The sequence below is a fragment of the Hylemonella gracilis ATCC 19624 genome (genome assembly GCF_000211835.1).
Taxonomy (GTDB): domain Bacteria; phylum Pseudomonadota; class Gammaproteobacteria; order Burkholderiales; family Burkholderiaceae_C; genus Hylemonella; species Hylemonella gracilis.
The window spans coordinates 1-26,967 of record NZ_AEGR01000001.1; the positions used below are offsets into that span (position 1 = coordinate 1).

Annotated in this window: 31 protein-coding genes and 2 pseudogenes; 21 read left to right on the forward strand and 12 right to left on the reverse strand. The window is 62.9% G+C overall.

Features of this window, described 5'->3' with window-relative positions:
* From HGR_RS17455 to HGR_RS00040, 8 genes and pseudogenes are all read left to right on the forward strand, one after another.
* A pseudogene (locus tag HGR_RS17455) lies at window positions 1-747 on the forward strand (hypothetical protein); the annotation flags it as partial.
* Between the two features lie 406 nt (window positions 748-1,153).
* Window positions 1,154-1,897 carry an EAL domain-containing protein gene (locus HGR_RS00010; RefSeq protein ID WP_006295971.1) on the forward strand — a complete coding sequence of 248 codons (744 nt, stop codon included), beginning with the start codon at window positions 1,154-1,156 and terminating at the stop codon, window positions 1,895-1,897.
* Between the two features lie 78 nt (window positions 1,898-1,975).
* A complete protein-coding gene (locus HGR_RS00015; protein WP_006295972.1) occupies window positions 1,976-2,461 on the forward strand; it encodes an arsinothricin resistance N-acetyltransferase ArsN1 family B in 486 nt (161 codons plus the stop codon).
* A gap of 14 nt (window positions 2,462-2,475) precedes the next feature.
* Window positions 2,476-2,946 carry a group II truncated hemoglobin gene (locus HGR_RS00020; protein ID WP_039851764.1) on the forward strand — a complete coding sequence of 157 codons (471 nt, stop codon included), beginning with the start codon at window positions 2,476-2,478 and terminating at the stop codon, window positions 2,944-2,946.
* 139 nt (window positions 2,947-3,085) lie between these two features.
* The gene (locus HGR_RS00025; RefSeq protein WP_006295974.1) at window positions 3,086-3,511 is read left to right on the forward strand and encodes a GFA family protein; all 426 of its coding nucleotides are present in this window, start codon (window positions 3,086-3,088) and stop codon (window positions 3,509-3,511) included.
* Window positions 3,512-3,524: 13 nt separating this feature from the next.
* On the forward strand, window positions 3,525-4,004 hold the full coding sequence (locus HGR_RS00030) for a DUF4188 domain-containing protein (RefSeq protein ID WP_006295975.1): 480 nt from the start codon (window positions 3,525-3,527) through the stop codon (window positions 4,002-4,004).
* A gap of 51 nt (window positions 4,005-4,055) precedes the next feature.
* Complete coding sequence (locus HGR_RS00035) at window positions 4,056-4,469, forward strand: VOC family protein (protein ID WP_006295976.1); 414 nt, start codon at window positions 4,056-4,058, stop codon at window positions 4,467-4,469.
* A gap of 91 nt (window positions 4,470-4,560) precedes the next feature.
* On the forward strand, window positions 4,561-4,929 hold the full coding sequence (locus HGR_RS00040) for a hypothetical protein (RefSeq protein WP_039851767.1): 369 nt from the start codon (window positions 4,561-4,563) through the stop codon (window positions 4,927-4,929).
* A gap of 207 nt (window positions 4,930-5,136) precedes the next feature.
* On the opposite strand, the gene HGR_RS00045 is transcribed toward HGR_RS00040, so the two are convergent.
* The 3 genes and pseudogenes from HGR_RS00045 to HGR_RS18050 all read right to left on the reverse strand — a co-directional run.
* Window positions 5,137-5,433, reverse strand: a complete 297-nt coding sequence (locus HGR_RS00045; RefSeq protein ID WP_006295977.1) for a DUF6958 family protein — start codon at window positions 5,431-5,433, stop codon at window positions 5,137-5,139.
* A complete protein-coding gene (locus HGR_RS17635) occupies window positions 5,423-5,674 on the reverse strand; it encodes a hypothetical protein (protein ID WP_202796588.1) in 252 nt (83 codons plus the stop codon). The genes HGR_RS00045 and HGR_RS17635 overlap by 11 nt, the downstream gene beginning before the upstream one ends.
* 6 nt (window positions 5,675-5,680) lie before the next feature.
* Window positions 5,681-5,968: pseudogene (locus HGR_RS18050) on the reverse strand (hypothetical protein); the annotation flags it as partial.
* A gap of 159 nt (window positions 5,969-6,127) precedes the next feature.
* On the opposite strand from HGR_RS18050, the gene HGR_RS00055 reads away from it, so the two are divergent.
* The 7 genes from HGR_RS00055 (at window position 6,128) to HGR_RS17150 (ending at window position 10,756) form a co-directional block, all read left to right on the forward strand.
* Window positions 6,128-6,583 (forward strand): anthrone oxygenase family protein, encoded by a 456-nt coding sequence (locus HGR_RS00055; RefSeq protein WP_202796589.1) that lies wholly within the window; start codon window positions 6,128-6,130, stop codon window positions 6,581-6,583.
* Between the two features lie 25 nt (window positions 6,584-6,608).
* Window positions 6,609-7,031, forward strand: a complete 423-nt coding sequence (locus HGR_RS00060; RefSeq protein WP_050797342.1) for a DUF3052 family protein — start codon at window positions 6,609-6,611, stop codon at window positions 7,029-7,031.
* Window positions 7,032-7,086: 55 nt separating this feature from the next.
* Complete coding sequence (locus tag HGR_RS00065) at window positions 7,087-7,617, forward strand: SLOG cluster 4 domain-containing protein (protein WP_006295981.1); 531 nt, start codon at window positions 7,087-7,089, stop codon at window positions 7,615-7,617.
* An 82-nt stretch (window positions 7,618-7,699) separates the two neighbouring features.
* Window positions 7,700-8,155, forward strand: coding sequence for a nuclear transport factor 2 family protein (locus HGR_RS00070; RefSeq protein WP_006295982.1), 456 nt, complete (start codon window positions 7,700-7,702; stop codon window positions 8,153-8,155).
* Between the two features lie 135 nt (window positions 8,156-8,290).
* On the forward strand, window positions 8,291-8,644 hold the full coding sequence (locus HGR_RS00075) for a YciI family protein (RefSeq protein ID WP_006295983.1): 354 nt from the start codon (window positions 8,291-8,293) through the stop codon (window positions 8,642-8,644).
* Window positions 8,644-9,903, forward strand: a complete 1,260-nt coding sequence (locus HGR_RS00080; RefSeq protein WP_006295985.1) for an RNA polymerase sigma factor — start codon at window positions 8,644-8,646, stop codon at window positions 9,901-9,903. The genes HGR_RS00075 and HGR_RS00080 overlap by 1 nt, the downstream gene beginning before the upstream one ends.
* A gap of 199 nt (window positions 9,904-10,102) precedes the next feature.
* Window positions 10,103-10,756, forward strand: a complete 654-nt coding sequence (locus HGR_RS17150) for a PDZ domain-containing protein (protein ID WP_138922339.1) — start codon at window positions 10,103-10,105, stop codon at window positions 10,754-10,756.
* 163 nt (window positions 10,757-10,919) lie between these two features.
* Here HGR_RS17150 and HGR_RS00085 read toward each other — a convergent pair whose 3' ends face one another.
* From HGR_RS00085 to HGR_RS00115, 7 genes are all read right to left on the reverse strand, one after another.
* Window positions 10,920-12,230, reverse strand: coding sequence for a citrate synthase (locus HGR_RS00085; protein ID WP_006295986.1), 1,311 nt, complete (start codon window positions 12,228-12,230; stop codon window positions 10,920-10,922).
* A 46-nt stretch (window positions 12,231-12,276) separates the two neighbouring features.
* Window positions 12,277-12,564, reverse strand: a complete 288-nt coding sequence (locus tag HGR_RS00090; protein WP_006295987.1) for an FAD assembly factor SdhE — start codon at window positions 12,562-12,564, stop codon at window positions 12,277-12,279.
* Window positions 12,565-12,601: 37 nt separating this feature from the next.
* Window positions 12,602-13,306, reverse strand: coding sequence for a succinate dehydrogenase iron-sulfur subunit (locus tag HGR_RS00095; protein ID WP_006295988.1), 705 nt, complete (start codon window positions 13,304-13,306; stop codon window positions 12,602-12,604).
* A 32-nt stretch (window positions 13,307-13,338) separates the two neighbouring features.
* Window positions 13,339-15,147, reverse strand: coding sequence for a succinate dehydrogenase flavoprotein subunit (gene sdhA / locus HGR_RS00100; protein WP_006295989.1), 1,809 nt, complete (start codon window positions 15,145-15,147; stop codon window positions 13,339-13,341).
* 3 nt (window positions 15,148-15,150) lie between these two features.
* Entirely contained in the window at window positions 15,151-15,516 is a 366-nt protein-coding gene (gene sdhD / locus HGR_RS00105) for a succinate dehydrogenase, hydrophobic membrane anchor protein (RefSeq protein WP_006295990.1), read from the reverse strand.
* Between the two features lie 20 nt (window positions 15,517-15,536).
* Window positions 15,537-15,980 carry a succinate dehydrogenase, cytochrome b556 subunit gene (gene sdhC / locus HGR_RS00110; RefSeq protein WP_006295991.1) on the reverse strand — a complete coding sequence of 148 codons (444 nt, stop codon included), beginning with the start codon at window positions 15,978-15,980 and terminating at the stop codon, window positions 15,537-15,539.
* 195 nt (window positions 15,981-16,175) lie between these two features.
* Window positions 16,176-16,946 carry a GntR family transcriptional regulator gene (locus HGR_RS00115; protein ID WP_039851786.1) on the reverse strand — a complete coding sequence of 257 codons (771 nt, stop codon included), beginning with the start codon at window positions 16,944-16,946 and terminating at the stop codon, window positions 16,176-16,178.
* 299 nt (window positions 16,947-17,245) lie between these two features.
* Here HGR_RS00115 and HGR_RS00120 point away from each other — a divergent pair, with 299 nt between their 5' ends.
* The 3 genes from HGR_RS00120 to acnB are packed head-to-tail and all read left to right on the forward strand — an operon-like array spanning window position 17,246 to window position 21,936.
* Window positions 17,246-18,232, forward strand: coding sequence for a malate dehydrogenase (locus HGR_RS00120; RefSeq protein WP_006295993.1), 987 nt, complete (start codon window positions 17,246-17,248; stop codon window positions 18,230-18,232).
* Between the two features lie 23 nt (window positions 18,233-18,255).
* Window positions 18,256-19,329: an HpcH/HpaI aldolase/citrate lyase family protein gene (locus HGR_RS00125; protein WP_039851770.1), complete on the forward strand. Its 1,074-nt coding sequence runs from the start codon at window positions 18,256-18,258 to the stop codon at window positions 19,327-19,329.
* 12 nt (window positions 19,330-19,341) lie between these two features.
* Entirely contained in the window at window positions 19,342-21,936 is a 2,595-nt protein-coding gene (acnB, locus tag HGR_RS00130; RefSeq protein ID WP_006295995.1) for a bifunctional aconitate hydratase 2/2-methylisocitrate dehydratase, read from the forward strand.
* 165 nt (window positions 21,937-22,101) lie between these two features.
* On the opposite strand, the gene HGR_RS00135 is transcribed toward acnB, so the two are convergent.
* Together HGR_RS00135 and HGR_RS00140 are read right to left on the reverse strand one after the other, a co-directional pair.
* Window positions 22,102-22,671 (reverse strand): hypothetical protein, encoded by a 570-nt coding sequence (locus tag HGR_RS00135; protein ID WP_006295996.1) that lies wholly within the window; start codon window positions 22,669-22,671, stop codon window positions 22,102-22,104.
* Entirely contained in the window at window positions 22,661-24,619 is a 1,959-nt protein-coding gene (locus HGR_RS00140) for a zinc-dependent metalloprotease family protein (RefSeq protein ID WP_050797343.1), read from the reverse strand. Before HGR_RS00140 ends, HGR_RS00135 begins: the two co-directional genes overlap by 11 nt.
* Before the next feature lie 172 nt (window positions 24,620-24,791).
* Between HGR_RS00140 and HGR_RS00145 the strand changes: the two genes are divergently transcribed.
* The 3 genes from HGR_RS00145 to HGR_RS00155 all read left to right on the forward strand — a co-directional run bounded on the left by HGR_RS00145 (window position 24,792) and on the right by HGR_RS00155 (window position 26,934).
* The gene (locus tag HGR_RS00145; protein ID WP_006295998.1) at window positions 24,792-25,160 is read left to right on the forward strand and encodes a DMT family protein; all 369 of its coding nucleotides are present in this window, start codon (window positions 24,792-24,794) and stop codon (window positions 25,158-25,160) included.
* A gap of 93 nt (window positions 25,161-25,253) precedes the next feature.
* Entirely contained in the window at window positions 25,254-25,901 is a 648-nt protein-coding gene (locus tag HGR_RS00150) for a DUF47 domain-containing protein (RefSeq protein ID WP_006295999.1), read from the forward strand.
* 10 nt (window positions 25,902-25,911) lie between these two features.
* Window positions 25,912-26,934, forward strand: coding sequence for an inorganic phosphate transporter (locus tag HGR_RS00155; protein WP_237701340.1), 1,023 nt, complete (start codon window positions 25,912-25,914; stop codon window positions 26,932-26,934).
* Window positions 26,935-26,967 lie beyond the last annotated feature (33 nt).

Sequence of the window (26,967 nt, forward strand, 5' to 3'; positions counted from 1 at the left end):
AACAACCTGACGACCACGACGACGGGCACGGGCACGACGAGCTTCGGGACCACGAGCCTGGGTGGCAACCTGGGGGTGACGAGCGCAAGTGCGGTGAGTGACACGGGCAGCGTGAGCGTCACGGGCACGACGACGCTGGCCGCGGGTGCGAACGCGATCACGCTGGACAGCGCCGGCAACAGTTTCGGCGGTGCCGTGACCGCCAACGGCACCAGTGTCACGATCGACGGTGGCACCGGCAGTCTGAATGTCGGCAGTGGTGGCATCACGGCCAGTACTGGCAACGTGGATCTGCGTGCCGATACGCAGATCAGCGCGACTGGCAACATCAGTGCCGTGAATGGAACGGTGATATTGTCGGCATCCTCCGCCGGTGCCGGTATCGTACTGAGCAATCTGCCGCCATCCAACCGGATCATTGCGGATAACCTGCAAATCGGTCGCTCCGGTCAAACGGGTGTGATCTCCCTGGGTGGGAACTTCTCGACGGGCAACAACCTGACCTTCGCCCAGGCGGTGCGACTGACCACGGACGTCACGCTCAACACCAGCTCGGGCAACGGCAACATCACCTTCAATTCCACGGTCGACGGCACCGCGTCGGGGCAGCAGGGGCTGACACTGAATACTGGGACCGGTGACATCGCCGTGGCGGGGGACATTGGCAACGGAACCCAACTGGAGTATCTGAGAATCACCCAGGCCCACGACGCCACGTTCTCGTCGCAGATCAACCCAGAGCCGTGAGCGCTGACGCCTAACCCCTCGTACATGGCCTCCCCCCTCAAGGGCAAGAGACTGAGCGATTGAGGACCAGTGAGTAAAGCGCTTGCAATCGTATATCCGGCATCTGAGGTGGGATCATTGAAGTCCCGTGCCGACATGGAATTTGCGTCGCGGCGAGACTATCAATAAAAGCGGCTGCATAAGATCCGCAAGAGTTATCGACGTTTTGCGGTGTGGGGAGCCCGGTTGTACTCAAGGTTGATCTGATCCCGCCTCCGCGCCACTGAACGGTGAATTCCCTCCGAGAGCTTTCATTGGATCCATCGAGAACATCACACCCTCCTTGCCGGCGCTGACCTCCCAGCACAAATCTTAGAATCACCCAGGGAATGAGCATTCAGCTCAGGATGGACATTCGGGAGGGTCTGTGACGACGAGCAATGATGATGTCATTTGGGGGATCGAGCGGGGTGAGTTTCACGTCGAATACATGCCCATCGTTTCGCTGGCCTCGGGCGAGTGCGTCGCTGCGGAAGCGCTGGTTCGTTGGAAGAAGGACGGGAAAACGGTTTCCCCAGCGGTTTTCATTCCCGAAATAGAGGGGACTCCTGCGATAGGGGTTCTGACTTACTGGCTGGTGGAGCAAGTGGCCTTGGAGCTGGGCGCGTGGTTGAGAGCGCACCGAGACTTTCACCTCTCCCTCAACGTTCCCCCTGAGTTGTTTGGACGCGGCGGGTTGCAGTACGCAGCGCACCACGCTGGTGTCAAAGATCTGTACCCGCAGTTCGTCCTTGAGTTGACCGAGCGTGGCGCACCGGATCAGGTTTCGCTCGAAGGCTTGCGTTCCGCCCGTCGGCTCGGTCTCGGCATCGCGATCGATGACGTTGAATCCGGCAACCTGAACCTCTTGCTGCTTGCGAGAACCAAGCTGGACTACATCAAGATCGACAAGAGCGTGGTCGACCAGATCTTGAGCGACGGAATGATCGAAGAGACAAAGGAAGAAATCAGACGTGTCGCTGCCTCAGGCCGTCCGGTGATCGTGGCCGAGGGCATAGAGCACGAAGTGCAAGCCAGGACCCTCAGAGAGCTTGGCGTTCGGCTGGGTCAGGGCTGGTTCTTCTCCAAATCACTGCCTGTGGATGAATTCCTCGCGTTCCTTACCCGCTGAACCGCCGCGCATTTGCGGATTTTTTTGATTTCAATCGAGGCGGCCGTCTTGATGACGGCGTGATTCTGGAGACCTGATGTGATTCGCCTTGCCCTGCCCTCCGACGCCGAAGCCATCGTCGGCATCTACAACCACTACGTCGCCAACACGACCATCACCTTCGAGGAGCTTCCGGTTTCCGTCGACGACATGGCGGGGCGAATCACGGACATCCAGGCGGCCGGGCTGCCTTGGCTGGTGCTGGAAGAATCGGGGCAGTTGCTCGGTTATGCGTATGCCAGCAAATGGAAAACCCGCTCGGCGTACCGCTACTCGGTGGAGATTTCGGTTTACCTCCAGCAGGGCATCCAAGCGCGGGGCCTGGGCAGCCGTTTGTACGAGGCGCTGTTTGACGCGCTGGTGGAGCGTGACATCCATGCCGCGATGGGCGGCATTGTGTTGCCCAACGAGGCCAGCGTGCGCCTGCACGAGAAGTTCGGCATGAAACAGGTTGCTCGCTTTGAGCAAGTGGGGTACAAGTTCGGCCGGTGGCTGGATGTCGGCTACTGGCAGAAGGTCTTCTGATCACAGGCGTGCTGATGCAAACCCCAACCCCTCCCTCCCTCTATGCCTGGCTCGGCGGCATGGACGCGCTGTTGCGTCTGACCACGCGTTTCTACGAGCGTGTTCCCGCCAACCCGACATTGGCGCCGGTGTTCGCCCACATGAACCCTCAACATGCCCAGCACGTCGCCGCGTTTCTGGCGGAGGTGCTGGGCGGGCCAGAGACGTACTCGGCTGACCATGGCGGTCATCCGCACATGATTCGCCAGCACCTGAATCGGCACCTCACCCAGGAACAGCGGCGCGCCTGGCTGGCGCTCTTGCTCGACACCGCCGACGAATTGGGCATGCCGGATGACCCCGAGTTCCGGTCCGCCTTGGTGGGCTACCTGGAGTGGGGTTCCCGCCTCGCGGTACTGAACTCCCAAGACGGCGCGGAGGTCAACCCCGACGCGCCCATGCCCAAGTGGGGCTGGGGCGAGGTCAAGGGGCCGTATGTGCCTTAGCGCTGAAAGTCAAAGCCAACGCGGTTCGACCTGAGGTCGCCACCCGGTCGGCACTACGTTGGCAGGATGTAGAACACGGTCTGGGCGCGGGTTGACTAAGACACTGCCGCGCACCGCTCAAGAAATGCAAGGAGACCCCATGAAGTTGCTGACCGGTGGCTGCCTCTGCGGCGAAATTCGTTATGAGATCTCGGCCGACCCAGGTCCATCGAGGGTGTGCTGGTGCAGGGATTGCCAGCGCATCGCGTCGAACGGGACTGTGAACGTGCTTTTTCCCAGCAACGCGATCCGGATCACGGGCACCCCAAGCGGCCATGACAAGAAAGCCGACAGCGGCAACTTGGTCACCCGACGCTTCTGCGCGACATGCGGGAGTCATCTGTTTTCCGATTCCACCGGCCGTCCGGGGCTCACGGTGGTCCGTATCGGCACCCTGGATGATCCGTCGGCAATCAAGCCCAGCACCAACATCTGGGTTGCGAGCGCGCCCCATTGGGCCTGTGTGGATCAGTCGCTTGAGCGGTTCGACGGCCCTCCCGCTGCGGCAGCGCCGGCCAAGACCTGATGCCGGATAGACCATGATCCACAAGGAACGATTGACCGCGACGCTGGAGGGCGACTTTGTCGTCTTCCTGATCGGCATGCGGATCAACAAACCCTGGTTGATCCATAAGTGGCTCTCGGTCGCCCAGGCCATGCCACGCATGCTCAAGGAACTGAGTCAGCAACCCGAACTGGGGCTGTTGCACGCGGAAATGTGGTTCTCGCGCACCATCATCCAAGTGCAGTACTGGCGCTCGATGGATCAGCTGCTGGCCTACGCCAAGAACAAGGACACGGCGCATCTGCCCGCCTGGCGCGCCTTCAACAAGGCCATAGGCACGGACGGCTCGGTGGGCATTTGGCATGAGACCTACCAGGCCTCGGCGGGCAGCCATGAGAACGTCTATGTCAACATGCCGCCCTTTGGCTTGGGCAAGGCGGGCGTGCTGCAGCCGGCCACGGGCGGCAGGCAGTCCGCCTCGGGCCGCCTGGGCGCTGGGCGTGAGACGCCTTGACCTTGAACCATCATCAATTTCCCAAGTTGGAGTTCATCGGAGACCACGCACATGCTTGACCACATGACCTTTCGTGTTCGCGACATCCAGCGTGCAAAGGCCTTCTACACCGCCGCCCTGACGCCCCTGGGTTACTCCCTGTGTTTCGAGGGCAACTACGGATCGAACCTCCTGGGCTTTGCCTATCCGGACCCTTCCGAACCAGATGGCAAGAAGGCGGACGTGTGGTTCATCGACGGCCCCTCGCCCCATGGCGGCTCGCCCGTGACCACCGGTTGTCATCTGGCCTGGAAGGCCAGCAGCCGCGCTGCCGTTGATGCCTTCTACCAAGCCGCGATTGCCGCTGGCGGCCAGGACAACGGGCCGCCCGGTCTGCGCCCGCACTACCATGCCCATTACTACGGCGCCTTCGTCATCGACCCGGAGGGCAACAATGTCGAGGCCGTCTGCCATCGGCCTGAATAGCCGTGGTGGCACGGTTGACCTCCTTTGGACCCGAACTTCGCACCGGCGAAGGTGGCGAGGGGTCTGTACTGAATCTTGGCAGGTGTCGAACATGTCCATGAAGCGCTGGTTTGAAGAATACGCAAAGCACGCTGCGCTCAATTTCGGCCAGGCGCTGCAAGGCATTCGCTATTTCTACTCACATCCCGACGTGGACGATTTGGCCCCGAGAGGATCGTTCAAGCACTTTGCGCGGTCCCTCGTCATTCGAACCAAGCGGGTCGCGAATGATCTTTTCTTCGCGGCCATTCCCCCCCATTGGCACCACACCCCAGAAGAACTCACCGCCATTTGCGGAGTATCTTTCCCGCGCTGGTTTCAGTATGGCTATTGCGCTTGGCGTTTCACGGATTCCGGAGACCCCAAGACAAGTTTGCTGGACGTTGATCGGCGCTGGGACCCGCGATGCAAAGGCGGCTAGTTCGACTCCAAGTGGTGCCGCTCGGCATGGCCTGGGCGGTTTTGCCCTGGGCGTTGCCTCTTCGCGAGGCGCTCTGAGGCCCCGATATCGGACGCAGACCCATGAACCCGAGCCATCAAACTGTGCGTTCGGCCTGGCCTGCCACGGGATTGCGATGGGCAACGCGAGGGCGGTCGGCTCAGCTCTATTAGCTCTATTGGCTCATCTTTATCGCCTCAAGCGCAGCGGCTTGGTGTTCTCCCGCTGGAGGAGTCCCTTGGCTTCCAGGTCCAGTTGCGTGGCTTTGAGCCACCACCCGGCCTTGGCCCCTGCAGGAAACAAGTCCTGTGGCAGCAGCGGGAGGATTGCGGACTTGACCTCGGCCACGGTCAGCCCCGGGGATGTCTTGGGTAGAACGGACATCAAGGCCTCTTTCATGGCCAGGTACTTGGCGCGGTCCACGCGCTCCACCCGGCCCGGTGTGTTGATGTTCTCGATCTCCACCTTGTCGGTGTCATGGCGCATCCAGGCCTCCCCGCACGAAATCAACCTTGGGCACGCGAAAACCCATGTCCACCCAGGCAAGAAAGAGCCGAAGGTAGAACGCCCAGGTGTGTGTGCCAGGGTTGGGCACATCCTTCGGTAGCACCACGCCTTCGGGCTTGCTCCGGGTCATCGTCCTGATTTCCAGCGGGGGCAAGGTGCCCGCTGGCCAGAGGCCGCCGTAGAGGCTGAGCCAATGGCCACCCCCGAATTCCATGAACATGGGCGTGTTGCAACAGCTCGCGACGACGCGGCGGGTGGGCGAGCTTCTTGACAGTCTGTGCTCCCGCAAATGGCCCGATCCTCTCGCGCACCACACCCTGTCCTTGCGGTACAGCTCAAACCGGGTCGCGCCGTGGTGGTCCAGTACCGGTTTGGCGCCGGGCAGCGTTTGCAAAAAGGCGCCAGCGTGCTGGCAATCCGTGCAGAGGCATTCGGCGCTGATGATGGGCGTGCCCTCAAGCTGCAAGACGCATCGTCCGCAAGCGCAGGGCAGTGGGGTTATCTGAAAGTTCATGGCTGGGGTTCCTCACGTGGGGTGGTCGCAGTTCTCTTAGACTGCTGTCCAGCACCACGACGAACCGCATCCGGCAGATTCGACACGGCGCAGCGGCCCTAGGGTTTTCCTTGGGTGACGGGTGTGCTGAAGTGACAAAAAACGATGATCATTGATTTGATGACCACGGCATCCGTTATCGCCTCGGCGCTTGTCGGCGGGGTGTTCTTCGCCTTCTCCGTTTTCGTGATGCGCGCCCTGGCGTCCATGCCACCCGCGCAAGGCATCCTGGCGATGCAGCGCATCAACATCGCGGTCATCCATCCACTGTTTCTGGGCGTGTTCCTGGGAACGGCACCGTTGCTGGCTGTCTCCACCTACTTGGCTCGGAGCAAGCCCCACGCTGACCCGTGGTTGCTGGCCGCGTTCCTCGTCTACGGGGTCGGTTCGGTGGTGGTGACCCTGGCGTTCAACGTGCCGCGCAACAACCGGCTCGCGGCCCTGGGCGCGGCGACATCCGAAGCGGAGGCTTACTGGCCGGTCTACCTGCGCGAGTGGCTGTTCTGGAACCATGTGCGTTGCATCGCTTCGATCACTGCTGCGGTGCTCGCCATGCGCGCGACCGAGATTGTCTGAACCCGCTGGAATCGCAGGAGGCGCCATGGCCGTTGGTTATTCAGGAACACCCTTGCCCAAGAAGCTCGGCATCACCGAGGCCACGCGCCTGGCGGTGCTGCACGGCCCGGCTGACTACGCCGCCATCGTGGGTGAGTTGCCTGCTGGCGCGCAGATCCAGAACCGGCTCGGTGCGAGCACCCACCTGGTCCACCTCTTCGTGACCGAGCGCGAGGTTCTGGCCTCGGAACTGGCGCGCTTGCGCAAGGCGTTGCACCCGGACGCGGCGGTCTGGGTGTCGTGGCCCAAGAAGTCCGCCAAGGTGCCCACCACCGTCACCGAAGACACCATCCGCGAACTGGCCTTGCCGCTGGGCTGGGTCGATGTGAAGGTTTGCGCTGTCACGGAGGTCTGGTCGGGCCTGAAGTTGGTCGTGCGCAAGGAACTGCGGCCCAAGGGGCCGGCCTGATCGGGTGGTTCACTGGAACTGAAACTGAAACTGAAAAACGAGGAACGTCATCGCCATGTCCCGTGCATCCGCATCTTTCCGTCAACCCCAGGTCTGTGTACTCGGCAGCGCCGAACCGGGTTCCACCGCCTACGAGTTGGCCGGCGAGGCCGGTGCGCTGCTGGCCCGGCACGGTATCACCTTGGTCAGCGGTTGCGGCAGCCCCGCGACCCGGGTCGCGGCGGAACGCGCCATTGCTGCGGGTGGTCTGGTACTCAGCATCGTGCCGCCCGATGAAATGCCGCCTGCGGATTGGCCTGCGACGGTGGTGGTGCCCTGCGGCATGGGCGATGCGCGCAACCTGCTGATGGCGCTGTCGGGCGACGCCTGCCTGGTCATCGGCGGGCGCGCGGGCACGATTTCGGAGGTCTGCCTGGCCTGGTTGCACAAGCGCCCGCTCTTGCCTTTGGTGGGGCATGGGGGCTGGTCCGATGCCTTGCCATCGAATCCTCCGGACGAACGCAAGAACTCGCCCATCCTGCCCTGGAGCGGCATGGCAGAGTTGGAGCGCCAACTTCGTCAACTGCAGATCATTCGACCGACGTGACAGATGACGAGCGGCGTCGTCAGGCTGTGAACAATCCCTGGATCGATCTCCTGCCCCCCTCACTGTGAAGGACGAATTGCCCATGAACACGCAAGAGAACAAGGTTGTCGCTTTCAGATTCTTCGAGCGCTTCACGGCCAGTGATCTCGAAGGCGCCCTGGACACGATGGCCGATGACGCGACATGGTGGATACCTGGGAAGAAGGAGCGGTCGCCCTCTGCTGGCCTGTACCCCAAGGACAAGATTGGCCGCCTCTTTCATCGCATGGTCAATGCGCTGGAGAACGGTTTGAAGATGACGGTGGTGTTCTGCATCGCCGAAGGCGATCATGTCGCCCTTGAGGTCGTCTCCGAGGGCGACTTGAAGAATGGGCGCCAGTATCGGCAGGAGTACCACATGCTTCTGAAGTTCAGAGACGGGAAGATCGTTTCGGTCCGAGAGTACCTCGATACCCAGCACGCCAACGATGTCTGGGCCGCACCGCTCACCGAGCAGGAAATGGAAACGGCCCGCCTGGCGTCGCAGAAAGAAGCTTAGCCCCTCCCATCCTTGTTCCCGAGGGAGGAGTGACTGGAAAATTTTCGTTCGCTTGTCGAAATCATGTCCGCTGCAACGACATGAAGATGTGTCGGGACCTTCCCTGCACACCCACCGATAGCGAAAGGACCGATCATGCAATACACCATTCTGATTCACGAAAGCGACGAGGGATTCGCGGCGCGCACCGATCCGCGACAGCAAGAGAACTACTGGGGAGGGACGATGCGTTACTTGAAGGCGCTCAAGGACGCGGGCGTCTTCGTCGGGGGCGCGGGTCTGCAGCCGCCCAGCATGGCGACGACCCTGCGCTTCGAGCAGGGCAAGCACCTTGTTCAGGACGGGCCTTATGCCGACACCAAGGAGCAATTGGGTGGCTTGTTCATCGTCAACGTGCCGGATCTGGATACTGCGCTCGAATGGGCGGCGCGCTTCCCGCAACGCCCGGGCCTGGTGATCGAGGTGCGTCCGAACTTGCCCAACGACTGATGGGCCCTGATCACCCGGCCCATGCGGCCGTCGCGAGGGTCGCGCGGGAGTCGTGTCGGCGCTTGATCGCGCTGCTGGCGTCCCGCTCGGGCGGGATTGCGCAAGCCGAGGATGCGTTGGCCGATGCGTTTCGCTCAGCCCTGGAGACGTGGCCGAATCAAGGGATTCCTCGGAATCCGGAGGCTTGGCTGCTCACCGCAGCCAGGCGCCGGGTGATCGACGCCCACCGGCACGATGCGGTGCGGGCGGAGGCGGTGACCACCTTGCTGTCCATTGCCGACGAAGCGATGGACGGCGTGGAGGAGGGGGCGGCTTTCCCCGACGAGCGACTCAAGCTCCTGTTCGTCTGCGCTCATCCCGCCATCGATGTCGCGGCGCGAACGCCGTTGATGCTGCAAGTGGTATTGGGGCTCGATGCGGGCGACATCGCCTCGGCATTCTTGGTCAAACCGGCCACCATGGCGCAACGCCTTGCCCGGGCCAAGGCCAAAATCCGTGACGCCAGGATTTCCTATGAGGTGCCAGACCACAAGGCGTTGCCGGAACGCCTGGACGCGGTCTTGCAAGCCATCTATGGAATCTATGGCCTCGGATGGGACGAACTGCTGGGCGCCGACTCACCGCGTCGTGGCCACGCCGCGGAAGCCGTGGAACTGGGGCGCTTGCTGCACTTGCAGATGCCCGAGCAGGCGGAAGTCAAAGGCCTGCTGGCCTTGATGCTCCATTGCGAGGCACGTCGTCCTGCCCGTCGCAATGCGTCGGGTGAGTTCGTGCCACTGGATGAGCAAGACACGTCGCTCTGGCTGCATCCCCTGATCGCCGAAGCCGATGAGTTGCTGGCGCAGGCCTCCTTGTTGAATACCTTGGGAAGATTTCAGCTGGAGGCGGCGATTCAGTCGGTGCACGCACGAAGATCCGCGGGGTACGCGACCGACTGGCAGTCCATCGCGCTGTTGTACGACGGGCTGGCCAGCAGGGCGCCGGCTTTGGGAACCTGGGTCGCGAGGGCCTCGGCATGGTCCAAGGTCCAGGGCCCTGATTTCGCCTTGCAACTTCTGGCCCAGCTGCCCACCGAGGCCGTGGAGGGCTATCAACCGTATTGGGTGCTCCTGAGCACCTTGATGCAAAGGCTAGGCCGGCTGAAAGAGGCCAGCACCGCCTTGGAACGTGCGATCGGCTTGTGCGTCGATCCGGCCACGAGGCAGTATCTGCTTCAGCAAGCGATGTTTATATCGGTCAGCATGCGCGGCCATGCTTGATCGTTGGATGATGAGTCCAATAGGATATGTCTGTTAGTACTTTGAATAAAAGATTCAGGCACGTACGCGCTCAAGTGGTTTTTATCGAGTTTGTCCTATCATTCCAAGGGGAGCGTTGCAGCAATCATATTGGTCGTGAATTCAAACGTTGACTTTGATTAAAGCTTACCCCCATCCATCAATATTCAACAGGGAAAATATGAACGCTATCTTTTCAATAGTATTCTCGCTTTCTGTCGCTGCTTTAGTTGGCGGCTGTGCCTCGGCATCAGGAGTTCATGAATTACTACCGTCTGCGAACTACATGAGTTCTTCTCAAGGAAATGGAAGCGTTGATGTCTTTCGGCAGGGTGAATCGCCGTCGCGACCTTATGTTCGAATTGCAGCCGTAGCAGCCCATGGAAACGCCTACGCGGATCAAGCTACTCTTGAAAGAGTATTGGTTCAAGAGGCGCAAAAGGTTGGTGCCGATTGCGTAACCATTACAGGAAAAGAGATATCCAAAGATGAAGGCGTAGGCACCTATGGCGGCGGCATCATGATGTCTAGCCAAATCCAGCGCCCACATCTATATGGCATCGCATGTCGATACTCGAAAGTTCGCTTGGGAATTAGCTGGGATAAGGAAGGATTTATTACCTACGTCAGCTCTGGATCAGCTGCGGATAGAGCTGGACTTGTTGAGGGCCAGCGGCTGGCGGCAATCAACGGCGTGCCATTTTCGTATGGAGGTTACTTCATGGAAAAAGAAGTTGTCTCAAAATCGCCCGGAGATGTTGTTGTCCTTGAAGTGCTTTCAAGAAACTCGGAAAAAATCAGAAAAGAAGTGGTGCTTGAAGCATGGTCGCGATAAGTTGATCAGTTGAATCGCTCCCTCATTGAGCGGGAAAGTTTCAAACTCATAGCGTTGCTCTTCTGAGCAAATCAACGCATATAAAAAAGCCCGCCGAAACTCGGCGGGCTTTTACTTGGAAAACACAAGTAGCTGTGACTACTTGTATTCCCGATGTAACGGATCAGCGCTTCGTGATGTGCGGCACGTCGCGGCGCACGGAGCCGGTGAACAGCTGACGGGGACGGCCGATCTTGTACTCGGGGTCGCCGATCATCTCGTTCAGTTGAGCGATCCAGCCGACCGTGCGGGCCAGGGCGAAGATGCCGGTGAACAGATTGACCGGGATGCCGATGGCGCGCTGCACGATGCCGGAGTAGAAGTCCACGTTGGGGTAGAGCTTGCGCGAGACGAAGTAGTCGTCTTCCAGGGCGATCTTTTCCAGGGCCTTGGCCAGGGCGAACAGCGGGTCCTTTTCCAGGCCCAGCTCGGTCAGCACCTCATCGCAGGTTTCCTGCATCAGCTTGGCGCGCGGGTCATAGTTCTTGTAGACGCGGTGGCCAAAGCCCATCAGGCGCACGCCGGAGTTCTTGTCCTTGACCTTCTCCATGAATTCGCCGACCTTGGCCACGCCGCCATTGGCCTGCAGGTCTTCCAGCATGTTCAAGCAGGCTTCGTTGGCGCCGCCGTGGGCCGGGCCCCAGAGGCAGGCCACGCCGGCCGCGATCGCGGCGAAGGGGTTGGTGCCGGAGGAGCCGCACAGGCGCACCGTGGAGGTGGAGGCGTTCTGTTCGTGGTCGGCGTGCAGGATGAAGATGCGGTCCAGCGCCTTCTCGATCACGGGGTTGACCTTGTACTCCTCGCAAGGCGTGGCGAACATCATGCGCAGGAAGTTGCCGGAGTAGCTCAGGTCATTCTGCGGGTACATGTAGGGCTGGCCGATGCCGTACTTGTAGGCCATGGCGACCAGCGTCGGCAGCTTGGCGATCAGGCGGATGGCCGAGATCTCGCGGTGCTCCGGGTTGTTGATGTCCGTGCTGTCGTGGTAGAACGCCGACAGCGCGCCGATCAGGCCCGTCAGGATGGCCATGGGGTGGGCGTCGCGGCGGAAGCCACGCAGGAAGAACTGCATCTGCTCGTTCACCATGGTGTGGCGCGTCACCAGGTCGGTGAAGTCCTTCTTCTCCGTGGCGTTGGGCAGGTTGCCCTTGAGCAGCAGATAGCAGGTTTCCAGGAAGTCGCAGTTCACCGCGAGCTGCTCGATGGGGTAGCCGCGGTAGAGCAGTTCGCCCTTGTCGCCGTCGATGTAGGTGATGGCGGACTGGCAAGAAGCCGTCGAGAGGAAGCCCGGGTCATACGTGAACATGCCCGTCTGGCCGTAAAGCTTGCGGATGTCGATCACGTCCGGGCCGATGTTGCCCGAGTAAACGGGCAGGTCGATGGCGGGCTTGCCGTTGCTGAACGACAGGGTGGCTTTGTTGTCTGCTAGTTTCATTTTCTTGACCTTTCTCTCATCAAGCTGGGGGGATCAAAGCAACACCTTAGCGTTGCTGCAACATCTTCAGCACTTCGCGCACTTCGTCACGATCCATCTCGGGTGCCACCTGCGCCAGGGGCTTGCGTCCCAGATTCAGGTCGAGCAGGTCGTTGTCGCTCAGCTCCATCAGCGCGGACAGGCCGGCGGCCTGGCGCACCGTCAGGGACGACTCATGCTGCTGGAAGAAGCGCTCGACGAACAGATCGTTTTCCAGCAGGCCCCGGCGGCAGCGCCACTTGAGCTTGCTCAGACTGCGTTCATCGATGCGCGCATCTTCCGTCATCAAGGTCATCCTGACTTTCTTGCGTGAGTCTCTCGGGCCCGGCCCGTCAGACCGAGCGCGCCACCATCATTTCCTTGATCTTGCCGATGGCCTTGGTGGGGTTCAAACCCTTGGGGCAAACATCGACGCAATTCATGATGGTGTGGCAGCGGAACAGACGGTACGGGTCTTCCAGGTTGTCCAGACGCTCGGCGGTGGCTTGGTCGCGGCTGTCCGCGATGAAGCGGTAAGCCTGCAGCAGGCCGGCCGGGCCAACGAACTTGTCCGGGTTCCACCAGAAGCTGGGGCAGCTGGTCGAGCAGCTCGCGCACAAGATGCACTCGTACAGGCCGTTGAGTTCCTCGCGCTCCTCCGGCGACTGCAGGCGCTCCTTCTCGGGCGGCACTTGCTCATTGACGAGGTAAGGCTTGATGCTGTGGTACTGCGTGAAGAACTGCGTCATGTCCACGATCAGGTCGCGCACGACGGGCAGGCCCGGCAGGGGCTTGAGCACGATGGTGCCCTTGAGCGTCTTCAGGTTGGTCAGGCAGGCCAGACCATTCTTGCCGTTGATGTTCATCGCGTCCGAGCCGCAGACGCCTTCGCGGCAGGAGCGGCGGAAGGACAGCGTCGGGTCCACGGCCTTGAGCTTGACCAGGGCGTCGAGCAGCATGCGTTCATTGCCTTCGAGTTCGATCTCGATGGTCTGCATGTAGGGCTTGGCGTCCTTGTCCGGGTCGTAGCGGTAGATGCTGAAAGTGCGTTTTTGCATGATGTTGGTCCTTGGATGCGCTTGCGTGACGTTCAGAACGTGCGCACCTTGGGCGGCACGGATTCCACGGTCAGCGGCTTAAGGTTGACGGCCTTGTAGGTCAGGCTATTGCTCGCGCTGTGCCACAGGGTGTGCTTCATCCAGTTGGCATCGTCGCGGCCCAGCGGTGCCGTGGGGTGGTCGGCCGGGTGCTCGTAGTCCTTGACCGTGTGCGCGCCGCGGCATTCCTTGCGGGCGGCGGCCGAGATCATCGTGGCCTGGGCGCACTCGATCAGGTTCTCGACTTCCAGCGCCTCGATGCGCGCCATGTTGAAGACCTTGGAGGTGTCCTTCAGGCCAATGCCGCCCACGCGTTCGCGGATGGCGTTGATCTTGCGCACGCCCTCGTCCATGCTGGCTTGCGTGCGGAACACGCCCGCGTGCTGCTGCATGGTGGCGCGGATGTCGTTGGCCACGGTCTGGCAGTACTCGCCCTTGGCGTCGGAGTCCAGGCGGTTCAGGCGTGCCAGCGACTTGTCGGCCGCGTCCTTGGGCAGTTCCTTGTGGGACTTGGTGCGCGAGGCGAACTCGACGATGTGGTTGCCCGCCGATTTGCCGAAGACCAGCAGGTCGAGCAGGGAGTTCGTGCCCAGGCGATTGGCGCCGTGCACCGACACGCAGGAGCATTCGCCCACGGCATAGAGGCCGTTGACGATGGCGCGGTCGTTGCCGTTTTGCTGCACCACGACCTGGCCGTTGATGTTGGTCGGAATGCCCCCCATCTGGTAGTGGATGGTGGGCACGACGGGAATCGGCTCCTTCGTGATGTCCACGTTGGCGAAGTTCACGCCGATCTCGTAGACCGAGGGCAGGCGCTTGTGGATGGTCTCGGCGCCCAGGTGGTCGAGCTTGAGCAGCACGTAGTCGCCGTTGGGGCCGCAGCCGCGGCCTTCCTTGATTTCCTGGTCCATGGAGCGGGACACGAAGTCACGCGGGGCCAGGTCCTTCAAGGTGGGGGCGTAGCGTTCCATGAAGCGCTCGCCCTTGTTGTTCAGCAGGATGGCGCCTTCGCCGCGGCAGCCTTCGGTCAGCAGCACGCCCGCGCCGGCCACGCCGGTGGGGTGGAACTGCCAGAACTCCATGTCTTGCAGCGGGATGCCCGAGCGCGCCGCCATGCCCAGGCCGTCACCCGTGTTGATGAAGGCGTTGGTGGAGGCCGCGAAGATGCGGCCCGCGCCGCCGGTGGCCAGCAGCACGGTCTTGGCTTGCAGGATGTGCAGGTCGCCGGTTTCCATTTCGAGCGCGGTCACGCCCACCACGTCACCCTCGGCGTCGCGGATCAGGTCCAGCGCCATCCATTCGACGAAGAACTGGGTCTTGGCCGAGACGTTCTGCTGGTACAGGGTGTGCAGCATGGCGTGGCCAGTGCGGTCGGCCGCCGCGCAGGCGCGCTGCACGGGCTTCTCGCCATAGTTGGCGGTGTGGCCGCCAAAGGGGCGCTGGTAGATGGTGCCGTCCGGGTTGCGGTCGAAGGGCATGCCAAAGTGTTCCAGCTCGTAGACGACCTTGGGCGCTTCGCGGCACATGTATTCGATGGCGTCCTGGTCACCGAGCCAGTCGGAGCCCTTGACGGTGTCGTAGAAGTGGTAGTGCCAGTTGTCCTCGGACATATTGCCCAGCGAGGCGCCGATGCCGCCTTGCGCCGCCACGGTGTGGCTACGGGTGGGGAAGACCTTGGACAGCACGGCGACGTTCAGGCCGGCGCGCGCCAGTTGCAGCGAGGCGCGCATGCCGGAGCCGCCCGCGCCGACGATGACGACGTCGAACTTGCGCTTGGTGATGGACGAAGAGGTATAGGACATGACTCAGAGGCTCCAGAGGACTTGGAGGGCCCAGCCGGCGCAGCCCGCCAGCCAGACGATGGTGAACACCTGCAGCGACAGCCGCAGCCAGACGGGCTTGATGTAGTCCATCCAGATGTCGCGCATGCCGACCCAGACGTGCCAGACCAGCGCGATCACGACGGCGAAAGTGACCACCTTCATCCATTGCGGCGCGAAGATGGCGGCCCAGCTCTCATAGCCCAGCGGGCCGCTGCTCAGCAGCACGCGCGCCAGCAGCAAGAGGGTGAAGAGGGCCATGATGACGGCGGTGGCGCGCTGGACGATCCAGTCACGCACGCCGTAGTGCGCGCCCACGACGAGGCGCTTGGAGCCGTAGTTGACGGACATGGTGTGTGCTCCTTGTTGACTCAGTACAGGCCGAACAGCTTGGCGCCCAGCACGAGGGTCAGCCCGATGGACAGGACCAATGTGACGACGGCGGAGTTACGGCCGAATTCCTTGGTGACGGCGTGCGTCGCGTCCATCCAAAGGTGGCGCAGGCCCGCGATGATGTGGTGCAGGTAGCCCCAGATCAGGCCCAGCGTGGCCAGCTTGACGAACCAGCCCGGCACGAAACCGATGCCCGCGCTGAATGCGGCTGCGAAGCGTTCGTAAGACAGCTCCGAGGTGGTGGCGGTGTCGAACAGCCAGATGACAAAGGGCAGCAGCAGGAACATCAGTGCGCCGCTGACGCGGTGCAGGATGGACACCCAGCCGGCCGCGGGCAGGCGGTAGGTGGGGAGGTCCTTGAGGGCGTTGATGTTGCGGAACTCGGGCCGCTGGGCCCGCGTGGGAGTGGCAAGCTCGGACATGGTGTGTCTCTCTTGGTGAAAAGAAAAATTCGCTCCGCGATGCACGGGTGGCGGCAGGGGGAGCGAGGTCGCCGGATTCTAGGTCAAGGCGGGACTTATCTGCATTCCCGTGTGATTCATTTCGTGCTGTTGGGTGCGTGATCCGTTTTTTGCATGGGGGTATCGCGTGAGAGGGTTCCTTGCGTCGTGCTCCATTCAACTGAGCACGTTGCGGTAGTGGTGCATGTCGGTCAGGTACAGGCCGCGGCGCAATTCCATCGGAACATCGTTGTAGGTGTAGGCGACGCGCTCCACGCTCAGCAAGGGCGTCGAGCGGCTGATCTTGAGCAAGGCGCTTTGCGCCGCGTCCGGCAGCACCGCGCGGATTTTTTCCTCGGCGCGCACCATGCGCACGCCAAACTCGGTCTCGAACAGGGCGTACATCGGCCCCAGGTTGTCGCGCAGGCGCTCGGCCGTGAGTCCCTTGAAGGGTGCGCCGGGCAGCCACAGGTCTTCCAGAATGGTGGGGCGGCCCGAGAAGGACAGCACCCGGCGCACTTGAAGCACGCCGTCGCCCGCGCGCAGGGCGAGCGCTCGCGCCACCTCGGCGCTGGCGCGTACCCGTTTGCAATCGATCACGTGGCGCTCGGCGGGGGTCGCTTGGCGTGGCTCGCCCGCGTCGAAGGCATCGGGCATCAGCCGCAGGAAGCGGTACTGCACCTGTTGCTCGGCATGTGTGGCAACGAAGGTGCCCTTGCCCTGGCGGCGCAACAGCAGGTTGTCCGCGGCCAGCTCATCGATGGCCTTGCGCACCGTGCCCTGGCTGACGCGGTAGCGCGCGGCCAGGTCGAGTTCACTGGGGATGGCTTCGCCCGGCTTCCATTCCCCGGACTGCAGGCTTTGCAGGATGAGCCCCTTGATCTGCTGGTACAGGGGGCTGAACGCTGGCGCGAGCGGGGAAGTCGCCGAGGCTGGCGACGCCGCCATGCCGTCCGCGGCGTCACCGGCGCTGGGGGGCGTTTGGGAGCTCATGGCTGGGGCAGGGCGGGTCGCGGGCGTGAGGGGAATGAAGTTGCCGAGCCGCGCGCGGAAGCTCGCGAGCTGGGCTTGATCGGTGTCAATCATATCTTATATAAGACATAAGACAAATTGAATCGGCGCTGTTTTCGGGCTACACTTCCAAATGCTTCCCAGCGGTGCCATGCCCGCGTGTTTGCGGCAGAGTTTCGCAGCGCCACGGCTGTGCCCGCGTTCAACTTCTTCAACAAAATCCTGGAGTTCCTGCCATGAGCAAAAAGCCCGTTCGCGTCGCCGTCACCGGCGCTGCCGGTCAAATCGGTTACGCCCTGCTGTTTCGCATCGCCTCGGGTGAAATGCTGGGCAAGGACCAGCCCGTCATCCTGCAATTGCTCGAAATTCCGGATGAGAAGGCCCAGAAGGCCCTCAAGGGCGTGATCATGGAGCTGGAAGATTGCGCCTTCCCGCTGCTGGCGGGCGTGATCCCCACGGGGGACCCGCTGGTGGCCTTCAAGGACGCCGACTACGCCCTGCTGGTGGGTGCCCGTCCGCGCGGCCCCGGCATGGAGCGCGCCGACCTGCTGGCCGCCAACGCCCAAATCTTCACGGCCCAGGGCAAGGCCCTGGACCAAGTGGCTTCGCGCAACGTCAAGGTGCTCGTGGTTGGCAACCCCGCCAACACCAACGCCTACATCGCGATGAAGAGCGCGCCCAGCCTGCCGCGCGAGAACTTCACCGCCATGCTGCGTCTGGACCACAACCGCGCCGCTTCGCAAATCGCCGCCAAGACCGGCGGCAAGGTCGGCGAGATCGAAAAGCTCACCGTCTGGGGCAACCACTCGCCCACCATGTACGCCGACTACCGCTTCGCCACCATCGGCGGCAAGAGCGTCAAGGACGCGATCAATGACCAGGTCTGGAACGAAACCGTGTTCCTGCCCACCGTGGGCAAGCGCGGCGCGGCCATCATCGAAGCGCGCGGCCTGTCGTCCGCCGCTTCCGCCGCCAACGCCGCCATCGACCACATGCGCGACTGGGCCCTGGGCTCCAACGGCAAGTGGGTCACCATGGGCGTGCCTTCCAACGGCGAGTACGGCATTCCGAAGGATGTGATCTTCGGCTTCCCGGTCACGACCGAGGGCGGCAAGTACAAGATCGTCGAAGGCCTGGCCATCGACGAGTTCAGCAAGAAGTGCATCGACAAGACCCTGGCCGAGCTGCAAGGCGAGCAGGACGGCGTCAAGCACCTGCTGTAAAAGGAAAAGGACGCGGAAGCACCATGCACCCGACGCCAGAGGCATCGGGCCCTCGGGCCGTCCACCCTCACGCAGGTGATCGTGGAGTCGCGGCCCTCAGTCCGCGCGATGTCCTCCTCGGTGCCCAGGCCGCCACCGGCTTGCTGCCGGTGTGCGACCACTATTGCGGCGTCGAGGCGCGCATGCGCAAGAGCCTGGCCTTGCAGGCCGAGTTGGCCGAGGAGTTCGGCGCCGTCGTCTTCGACGTGACGCTGGACTGCGAGGACGGCGCGCCCGCGGGCGGCGAGGCGGAGCATGCCGCGCTGGTGGCCAGCATCGCCCTGGGCGCCGCGCCCTCGGCGCGGGTCGCGGCCCGCGTGCATCCGGTGGACCACCCGGCCTTCGCGGCGGATGTGCACACCATCGTCGGCCAAGCGGGTGCCCGGCTGCGCCACTTGATGATCCCCAAGGTGGAATCGGTGACCGACGTGGCGCGCGCCGTCGCCGCCGTGGACGCGGCGGGCGGGCAGAACCTGCCCCTGCATTGCCTGATCGAATCGCCCCTGGCGGTGCGCAACGCCTTCGAGATCGCCGCGCATCCGCGCGTGCAATCGCTGAGCTTTGGCCTGATGGATTTCGTCTCGGCCCATGGCGGCGCCATTCCCGACAGCGCCATGACGGTGCAAGGCCAATTCGAGCATCCGCTGGTGCTGCGCGCCAAGCTGGAAATCTCGGCCGCTTGCCATGCGCATGGCAAGACGCCCGCGCACTGCGTGGTCACCGAATTCAAGAACGCCGACGCCCTGGGCGCAGCCGCCCGCAAGGCCGCGCGCGAACTGGGCTACACGCGGATGTGGAGCATCCACCCCGACCAGATTCGCCCCATCCTGCGCGCTTACGCCCCGGAGCAGCACGACATCGAGCGGGCCGCCGCCCTCATCGAGGCGGCCGAGCAGGCGCAATGGGCGCCCATCAGCCACCAGGGTGTGCTGCACGATCGCGCGAGCTACCGCTACTACTGGCAGGTGCTGGAACGCGCGTTCCGCACCGGCAAGACCCTGCCCGCGAGCGTGCAGGGCCACTTCATTCACCATCAACCAGACCCTGAACTCATCTGACAGGAGCACACCATGTTGCAAGCCTACCGCGCCCATGTCGCTGAACGCGCCGCGCTCGGCATCCCGCCGCTGCCGCTGACCGCCAAGCAGGTGGCCGAGCTGATCGAACTCATCAAGAACCCGCCCGCGGGTGAAGACGCCTTCCTGATGGACCTGCTGACCCACCGCGTGCCCCCGGGCGTGGACGACGCGGCCAAGGTGAAAGCCAGCTTCCTGGCGGCCGTCGCGCACGGCGACATCAAGGTCGGCCTGATCTCCAAGGCCAAGGCCACCGAGTTGCTGGGCACCATGGTGGGCGGCTACAACGTCCACCCGCTGATCGAGCTGCTGGACGACGCCGAAGTCGCGGGCGTCGCCGCCGAGGGCCTGAAGAAGACCCTGCTGATGTTCGACTACTTCAACGACGTGGCGACCAAGGCCAAGGCGGGCAACGCCAAGGCCAAGGAAGTCATGCAGAGTTGGGCGAACGCCGAGTGGTTCACCTCGCGCCCCGAAGTCGAGAAGAAGATCACCGTCACCGTGTTCAAGGTGCCGGGCGAGACCAACACCGACGACCTGTCGCCCGCGCCCGATGCCTGGAGCCGCCCCGACATCCCGCTGCACTACCTGGCCATGCTGAAGAACACCCGTCCCGACGCGGCCTTCAAGCCCGAGGAAGACGGCAAGCGCGGTCCGATGAAGTTCATCGATGACCTGAAGAAGAAGGGTCACCTGGTCGCCTACGTGGGCGACGTGGTGGGCACCGGTTCCAGCCGCAAGTCGGCCACCAACTCGGTGATCTGGGCCACCGGCCAAGACATCCCCTTCGTGCCGAACAAGCGCTTCGGCGGCGTCACCCTGGGCGGCAAGATCGCCCCGATCTTCTTCAACACGCAGGAAGACTCGGGCTCGCTGCCCATCGAAGTCGATGTGTCCAAGCTGGAGATGGGCGACGTCGTGGACGTGCTGCCCTATGATGGCAAGATCGTGAAGAACGGCCAGACCGTCGCCGAGTTCAAGCTCAAGAGCGACGTGCTGTTCGATGAAGTGCGCGCCGGCGGCCGCATCAACCTGATCATTGGCCGCGCCCTCACGTCCAAGGCGCGTGAGTTCCTGGGCTTGCCCGCGTCCACGGTGTTCCGTCTGCCGCAACCGCCTGTCGCCACCAAGGCGGGCTTCACGCTGGCGCAGAAGATGGTTGGCCGTGCCGTCGGCCTGCCGGAAGGCCAGGGCGTGCGCCCGGGCACCTACTGCGAGCCCAAGATGACCACGGTCGGCTCGCAAGACACCACCGGCCCCATGACCCGCGACGAGCTGAAAGACCTGGCGTGCCTGGGCTTCAGCGCCGACATGGTGATGCAGTCCTTCTGCCACACCGCTGCTTATCCGAAGCCGGTGGACGTGAAGACGCACCGCGAGCTGCCCGCCTTCATCAGCAACCGCGGCGGCGTGGCCCTGCGCCCCGGGGACGGCGTGATCCACTCCTGGCTCAACCGCCTGCTGCTGCCCGACACCGTGGGCACGGGCGGCGACAGCCACACCCGCTTCCCGATCGGCATTTCCTTCCCCGCGGGCTCGGGCCTGGTGGCCTTCGCGGCCGCCACCGGCGTGATGCCGCTGGACATGCCCGAGTCGGTGCTGGTGCGCTTCAAGGGCCAGATGCAGCCGGGCGTCACGCTGCGTGACCTCGTGCACGCCATTCCGCTCTACGCCATCAAGGCCGGTCTCCTGACCGTGGCCAAGGCGGGCAAGAAGAACATCTTCTCGGGCCGCATCCTCGAAATCGAGGGCCTGCCGGACCTGAAGGTGGAGCAGGCGTTTGAACTGTCCGATGCCTCGGCCGAGCGCTCCGCCGCGGGCTGCACGATCAAGCTGAACCACGAGCCGATCAAGGAATACCTCACCAGCAACGTCGTGCTGATGAAGAACATGATCGCCGAGGGCTACGCCGACGCCAAGACGCTGCAGCGCCGCATCGAGAAGGTCGAGGCCTGGCTGGCCAAGCCCGAGCTGCTCGAAGCCGACAAGGACGCCGAGTACGCGGCCGTGATCGAGATCGACCTGGCCGACATCACCGAGCCCATCGTCTGCTGCCCCAATGACCCGGACGACGCCAAGTTCCTGTCCGACGTGGCGGGCGCCAAGATCGACGAAGCCTTCATCGGTTCGTGCATGACCAACATCGGCCACTTCCGCGCCGCGGCCAAGCTGCTGGGCGGCCAGCGCGACATCCCGGTCAAGCTGTGGATCGCGCCGCCGACCAAGATGGACCAGAACGAGTTGATCAAGGAAGGCCACTACGCCGCCTTCGGCACCGCCGGTGCGCGCACCGAAATGCCTGGCTGCTCGCTGTGCATGGGCAACCAGGCGCAGGTGAAGGAGGGCGCGACCGTCATCTCCACCTCCACCCGCAACTTCCCGAACCGCCTGGGCAAGAACACCAATGTGTACCTGGGATCGGCCGAGCTGTCCGCCATCGCCTCGCGCCTGGGCCGCCTGCCGACCAAGGCGGAGTACCTGAAGGAAATGGGCATCATCGACGCCGACAAGGCCAGTGTCTACCGCTACATGAACTTCGACCAGATCGAGGAATACAAGGAAGTGGCGGAGAAGGCTGCGGCCTGCTGAGCGGGTGCGGTCTGAAGCGGGCGCAAGCCCGCCTTCGGACTCTGCGGTACAAACAAAAGGCCCCAGGGCGTTGCCCTGGGGCCTTTTTGTTTTTTGTTTTATTTTTTGCTCTAGTTTTTGTGTGGGTCGCAGCGGCTCAATTGCCGGTGCGCGCCGGATGTGTGATCAGGGCAGGCGTTCCAGCACGAGGTCCAGGTTCGGCTCGTCTTCGGTGGCAATCCCGGGTTTGGCGACGGGCTCGCTCTGCTTCAGCACGCGCACGCGCCAACGCTGCCCGGATTCCTCGAAGCTGACACTGGAGGTGGGGGCATCGACCCGCAGGGCTTGCTGGAACCCGGCCGAGTTTTGGACGACCCACTGGCCCGCAGCCTGGCGCAGCAAGCGTGCCTGACCGATCAGACGCCGCCCCGAACGCGCATGCGTCAGCTCGATGCGGTCCGGCGGGGTTCCGGCGCTGCCACCCCAGGTGCGGACCACGGTCGGGCCGGAGGGGTGCAGGTCACGCGTCACGCTGTCAGGCGGCGGCAGCGAGGCACTGCTGCTGTCTGCGCTGGGGCCGCTCGGCGCACTGGCGTTCGTTGCGCTGGTCGAAGCGCTGGTCGAAGCGCTGGGCGAGGAACCCGGCTTGCCCTGCACGGAAGCAGCAGGCGGGTTGGCGACGCAGCCTGCGGTCAGGCTGAGCAGCAACCCGAGCAGCAGGGACCGATGAGCGAGGCGGAGTTGTTTATTGACCATTGCGCAGGCTCTCAAAGAAAAGCATGGACGGCGGGGTTTCTTCGGCGATTGGCTGTTTGTCTGCCGTGATCGGGTTGGCGACCACCGCGTTGGCAGATTTGAGGATGCTGAACCCTGAATTGCCGTTGTAGCTGCGTGCGAAGGGGAGTTGGAGGTTGCCCCAATCGTTGTAGTCGGTCAGCGTCCCAGAGGTGCCATCCCCGTTCAAATCCACAGCGATGAAACCACTCGTTTGGTTGCCACTATTGTCCCAGTCGGCGTAGGCGGTACCCGAAGAGTTGCCGCGCCCGACATTGGCGGACTCTTGCAGGCTCGCCTCGTTCAAAGAACTGCCAGTTCCGTCCGAATAGTCCATCTTGAACAGTGAAGGTGCACCGCAAGGAGATGAATTGTTGAATGTGCAAAGTGTGAGGCCACCGTGACTTGCCACTTTTTCATAGCGCCAACGTTCGTAAGCTGTACTGCTAGCGGGATTGGCGTCGAGACCGTAGATCTGGTACAGGTAATTCATCACGCTCCAATAGTTGGGCTTGTAGTTGGTGTCCACATTGCCGCCATGGCGCAGACCCAGGTTGTGTCCCAATTCATGCATGACGGTGGCCGCCTGACTATTGATCAAGCCGTTCACGCCAAGCGCAGTCGATGTTCCGGTCGCTGTGGTGTAGCCCCAGGCACCGAGTGAAACGATAAGGTCGTTACCCACCAGCTCTGCGATGCCCGAGGAACCGGCAGTCCCATCAGCCTTTTGCGAGTTCGCGAACAGCAGGTAGTGGAAAACTGCACGGCGGCGCAGATCCATGGACTCGGCCTTGTAGTCGTAGAGGCTGCGCCGATTGCTCGTGTTGGATGTGCAGGTGGTTTGATCCAAGCCCACGCATGGCTCATAAGGCACGACGCCGCTGCCCTGGCCCAAGTTGAAATCCGCGGTCGAGAAGCTGCTGTTGTAGGCGGTGCCTGCGTCAAAGTGCACCGAAATACTCTTGGCCGCGAACGCGTCCACCACTTTCTGCAGCGCCTCTTTGCGCGGAATCACACCGGGGTCGGTGCTGTTCATCTGATCCACTTCGATGAAGATGTCCTTTTGGCCCGTGCGCGCGCCCATGGCATAAAGGTCCAGACCACCGAAGGTGCCACCGGATACTTCGGCTGTGTCGGGGATGCCGTCGGCATCCGCGTCGGCGCTGTCACCCACGTCGTTTCGGCCCGCAGGGGTAGCCCAATCGACGCTGGTCCAATCGCTCGCGCTGTCGCTGTCCGTGCTGATGGGGTAACGGCGAACCAAGGAGTTGCCGTAGGTGCTTGACGCATTCGGTAAGGAGTCCGCCGATGCGCCAGACCATTGGCCGCTGCTCATCGGTGTCTGGCTGGACGAGCCGAAGCGGACGAAGTCCACGGTGTTGTAGCTCTTCACCAATTCGATGAAGCCACTGCTGGTCCAAAAAGGTACGCGGCCGCCGGAGCTGACGCGGACCATTTGAGTGCCGCCTTGCACGGTGTTGTCGACGTTGCCCGAGATCAGCACGTAGCCTCCGGCCGGCACGGTAAAGCTGGGTAGCGTGAAGTTGTAGATGGTCACGGAGCCGCCGGACGAGGAATTGATGCTCGTGGATCGGAGGTCATAGCCCGATAGGTTGATGGCCGAAGCTGTGGGGTTGTAGACCTCGAACCAGCAATCTACGTTGTAGTAATAACAGCTACCCACCTCAGAAATCACGAGGTCCGTGGGCGTCCGCGCGGTGCTTCCACCACTCCCGCCGCCACCACCGCCTCCACCCCCCCCGCCACCACAGGCTGCCAGCAGGGCGGCGCCAGAGATCAGCACGGGCCAGAGCAGGCCGCGCCGCAGGCGGGCGATGCGCGAAACCGGACTGAGCGGTGTGAAAGAAGATAAAAGAGAGAGGAAGCGAAGACCGAAAAAGCGGCCTTGCCGAGCGGGCGTGAAGGGCATGGACAGGTTCAAGAAGGGTTGGGGGCGGGAGGATCTCCATGGCTCAGTCGCTCGGCTGGCGGCGCATGAAGATCAACGAGGTCCGGGGTATTCTATGAACCGCTGTCATTAATGAATCCTGAATGCACATTCGAGGCAGCACGCAATTGTTTCTGCTTGTAAGAGCCTTCCCATGCCGACCCTGCAATCCATCCCCCTGTCCGTCCAGACCGTCTTGCTGCTGATCGCCAGCAACGTCTTCATGACCTTTGCCTGGTACGGCCACCTCAAGAATCTGGCCACCGCGCCCTGGTACACCGCGGCCTTCGTGAGTTGGGGCATCGCCTTGGCCGAGTACCTGTTGCAGGTGCCGGCCAATCGCATCGGTTTCCAGCAGGCGGGGTTCACCGTCGGGCAGCTGAAGATCATTCAAGAGGTGATCACCCTCAGCGTCTTCGTGCCCTTCGCCGTGTTCTACCTGCGCGAGCCCTTCAAGCTGGACTACCTCTGGGCGGCCTTGTGCATGGTGGGCGCGGTGTATTTCATCTTCCGCAGCGCCTGAGCCGGGGCGCTGCCCCGCGCCGGGCGGAGCGCGGTGCTCCATGCGACGGCGGTTAAACTCGCGGTTTCATCAATTTGTCACAAAAAAGACGCCATGCTGTTTGGAAAACTGATGCCGCGCGACGGCAATTTCTTCGAGAAATTCAACCAGCATGCGGACCGCACCGTGCAAGCCGCCCGGGCGTTTGCGCTTTTGGTGGCGAACTATGGCGATGCGCAGCTGCGTGAGCAGTACAACCGCGAGGTGGACGAGGCCGAGCACGCGGCCGACCGCATCACGCAGGACGTCAGCCGCACCTTGCACCTGACCTTCATCACGCCGATTGACCGTGAGCAGATCCACACGCTGATCAACACCATGGACGACGTGGCCGATCTGCTGCAGGACGCCGCCGAGACCATGGCCCTGTACGACGTGCGCGAGATGACCGATGAAATCGTGCGCCTGACCGAACTCTGCGTGAAGTGCTGCGAGCGGGTGAAGGACGCGGTGTCCCTGCTGAGCACCATCGGCGAGGCCAAGTCGGCCGAGGCCGCGCTCAAGACCTGCGAGGAAATCGACAAGTTGGAATCCGACGCCGACCGCGTGATGCGCACCGCCATGAGCAAGCTGTTCCGCGAGCAGGCCGACGTGCGTGAACTGATCAAGCTCAAGGCGATCTATGAATTGCTGGAGACCGTGACCGACCGTTGCGAGGACGTGGCCAACGTCATCGAGGGCATCGTCCTCGAAAACGCCTGAGGACGTGGGCATGGAGAACCTCACTCACATGACGCCGTCCGCGCTGTGGATCATCGTCATGCTGGTCTGCCTGGCGCTGGTCTTTGACTTCATGAACGGCTTTCATGACGCGGCCAATTCCATCGCCACGGTCGTTTCCACGGGCGTCTTGCGCCCGGGCCAAGCCGTTCTCTTCGCGGCCTTCTTCAACGTTGTGGCGGTGTTTGTCTTCCACCTGAGCGTGGCGGCCACCGTCGGCAAGGGCATCGTGCAGCCCGGCGTGGTGGACACGAACGTGATCTTCGGCGCACTCGCGGGCGCGATCACCTGGAACCTGATCACCTGGTACTACGGCATTCCCAGCAGCTCTTCGCACGCGCTGATCGGCGGCATCGTGGGCGCGGTGATCGGCAAGTCCGGCACCGATGCCTTGCTGGCCAGCGGCATCCTCAAGACCGTGCTCTTCATCTTCGTGTCGCCCCTGCTGGGCTTTCTGCTGGGCTCGCTGATGATGCTGCTCGTGGCTTGGGTGTTCCGGCGCACCTCGCCCGCGCGGGTGGACGGGTGGTTTCGCCGCCTGCAGCTGGTGTCGGCGGGCGCCTACAGCCTGGGGCATGGCGGCAATGACGCGCAGAAGACCATCGGCATCATCTGGATGCTGCTGATCGCCACCGGCTACGGCGCGGCCAGTGACGCGTCGCCGTCGGGCTGGGTGATCGTGTCCTGCTACGTCGCGATTGGCCTGGGCACCATGTTTGGCGGCTGGCGCATCGTCAAGACCATGGGTCAGAAGATCACCAAGCTCAAGCCCGTGGGCGGCTTCTGCGCCGAAACCGGCGGGGCGCTGACCCTGTTCTTCGCCACGGCCCTGGGGGTTCCGGTGTCGACCACGCACACCATCACCGGCGCCATCGTGGGCGTGGGTTCATCCCAGCGCGCCAGCGCCATGCGCTGGGGGGTGGCGGGCAACATCGTGTGGGCGTGGATTTTCACCATCCCGGCCAGCGCCTTCGTGGCCATCGTGGCCTACTGGATCAGCCTGGGCTTGTTCTGATTCTGTTCGTCCTTTACATTTGCGGCCACCCAC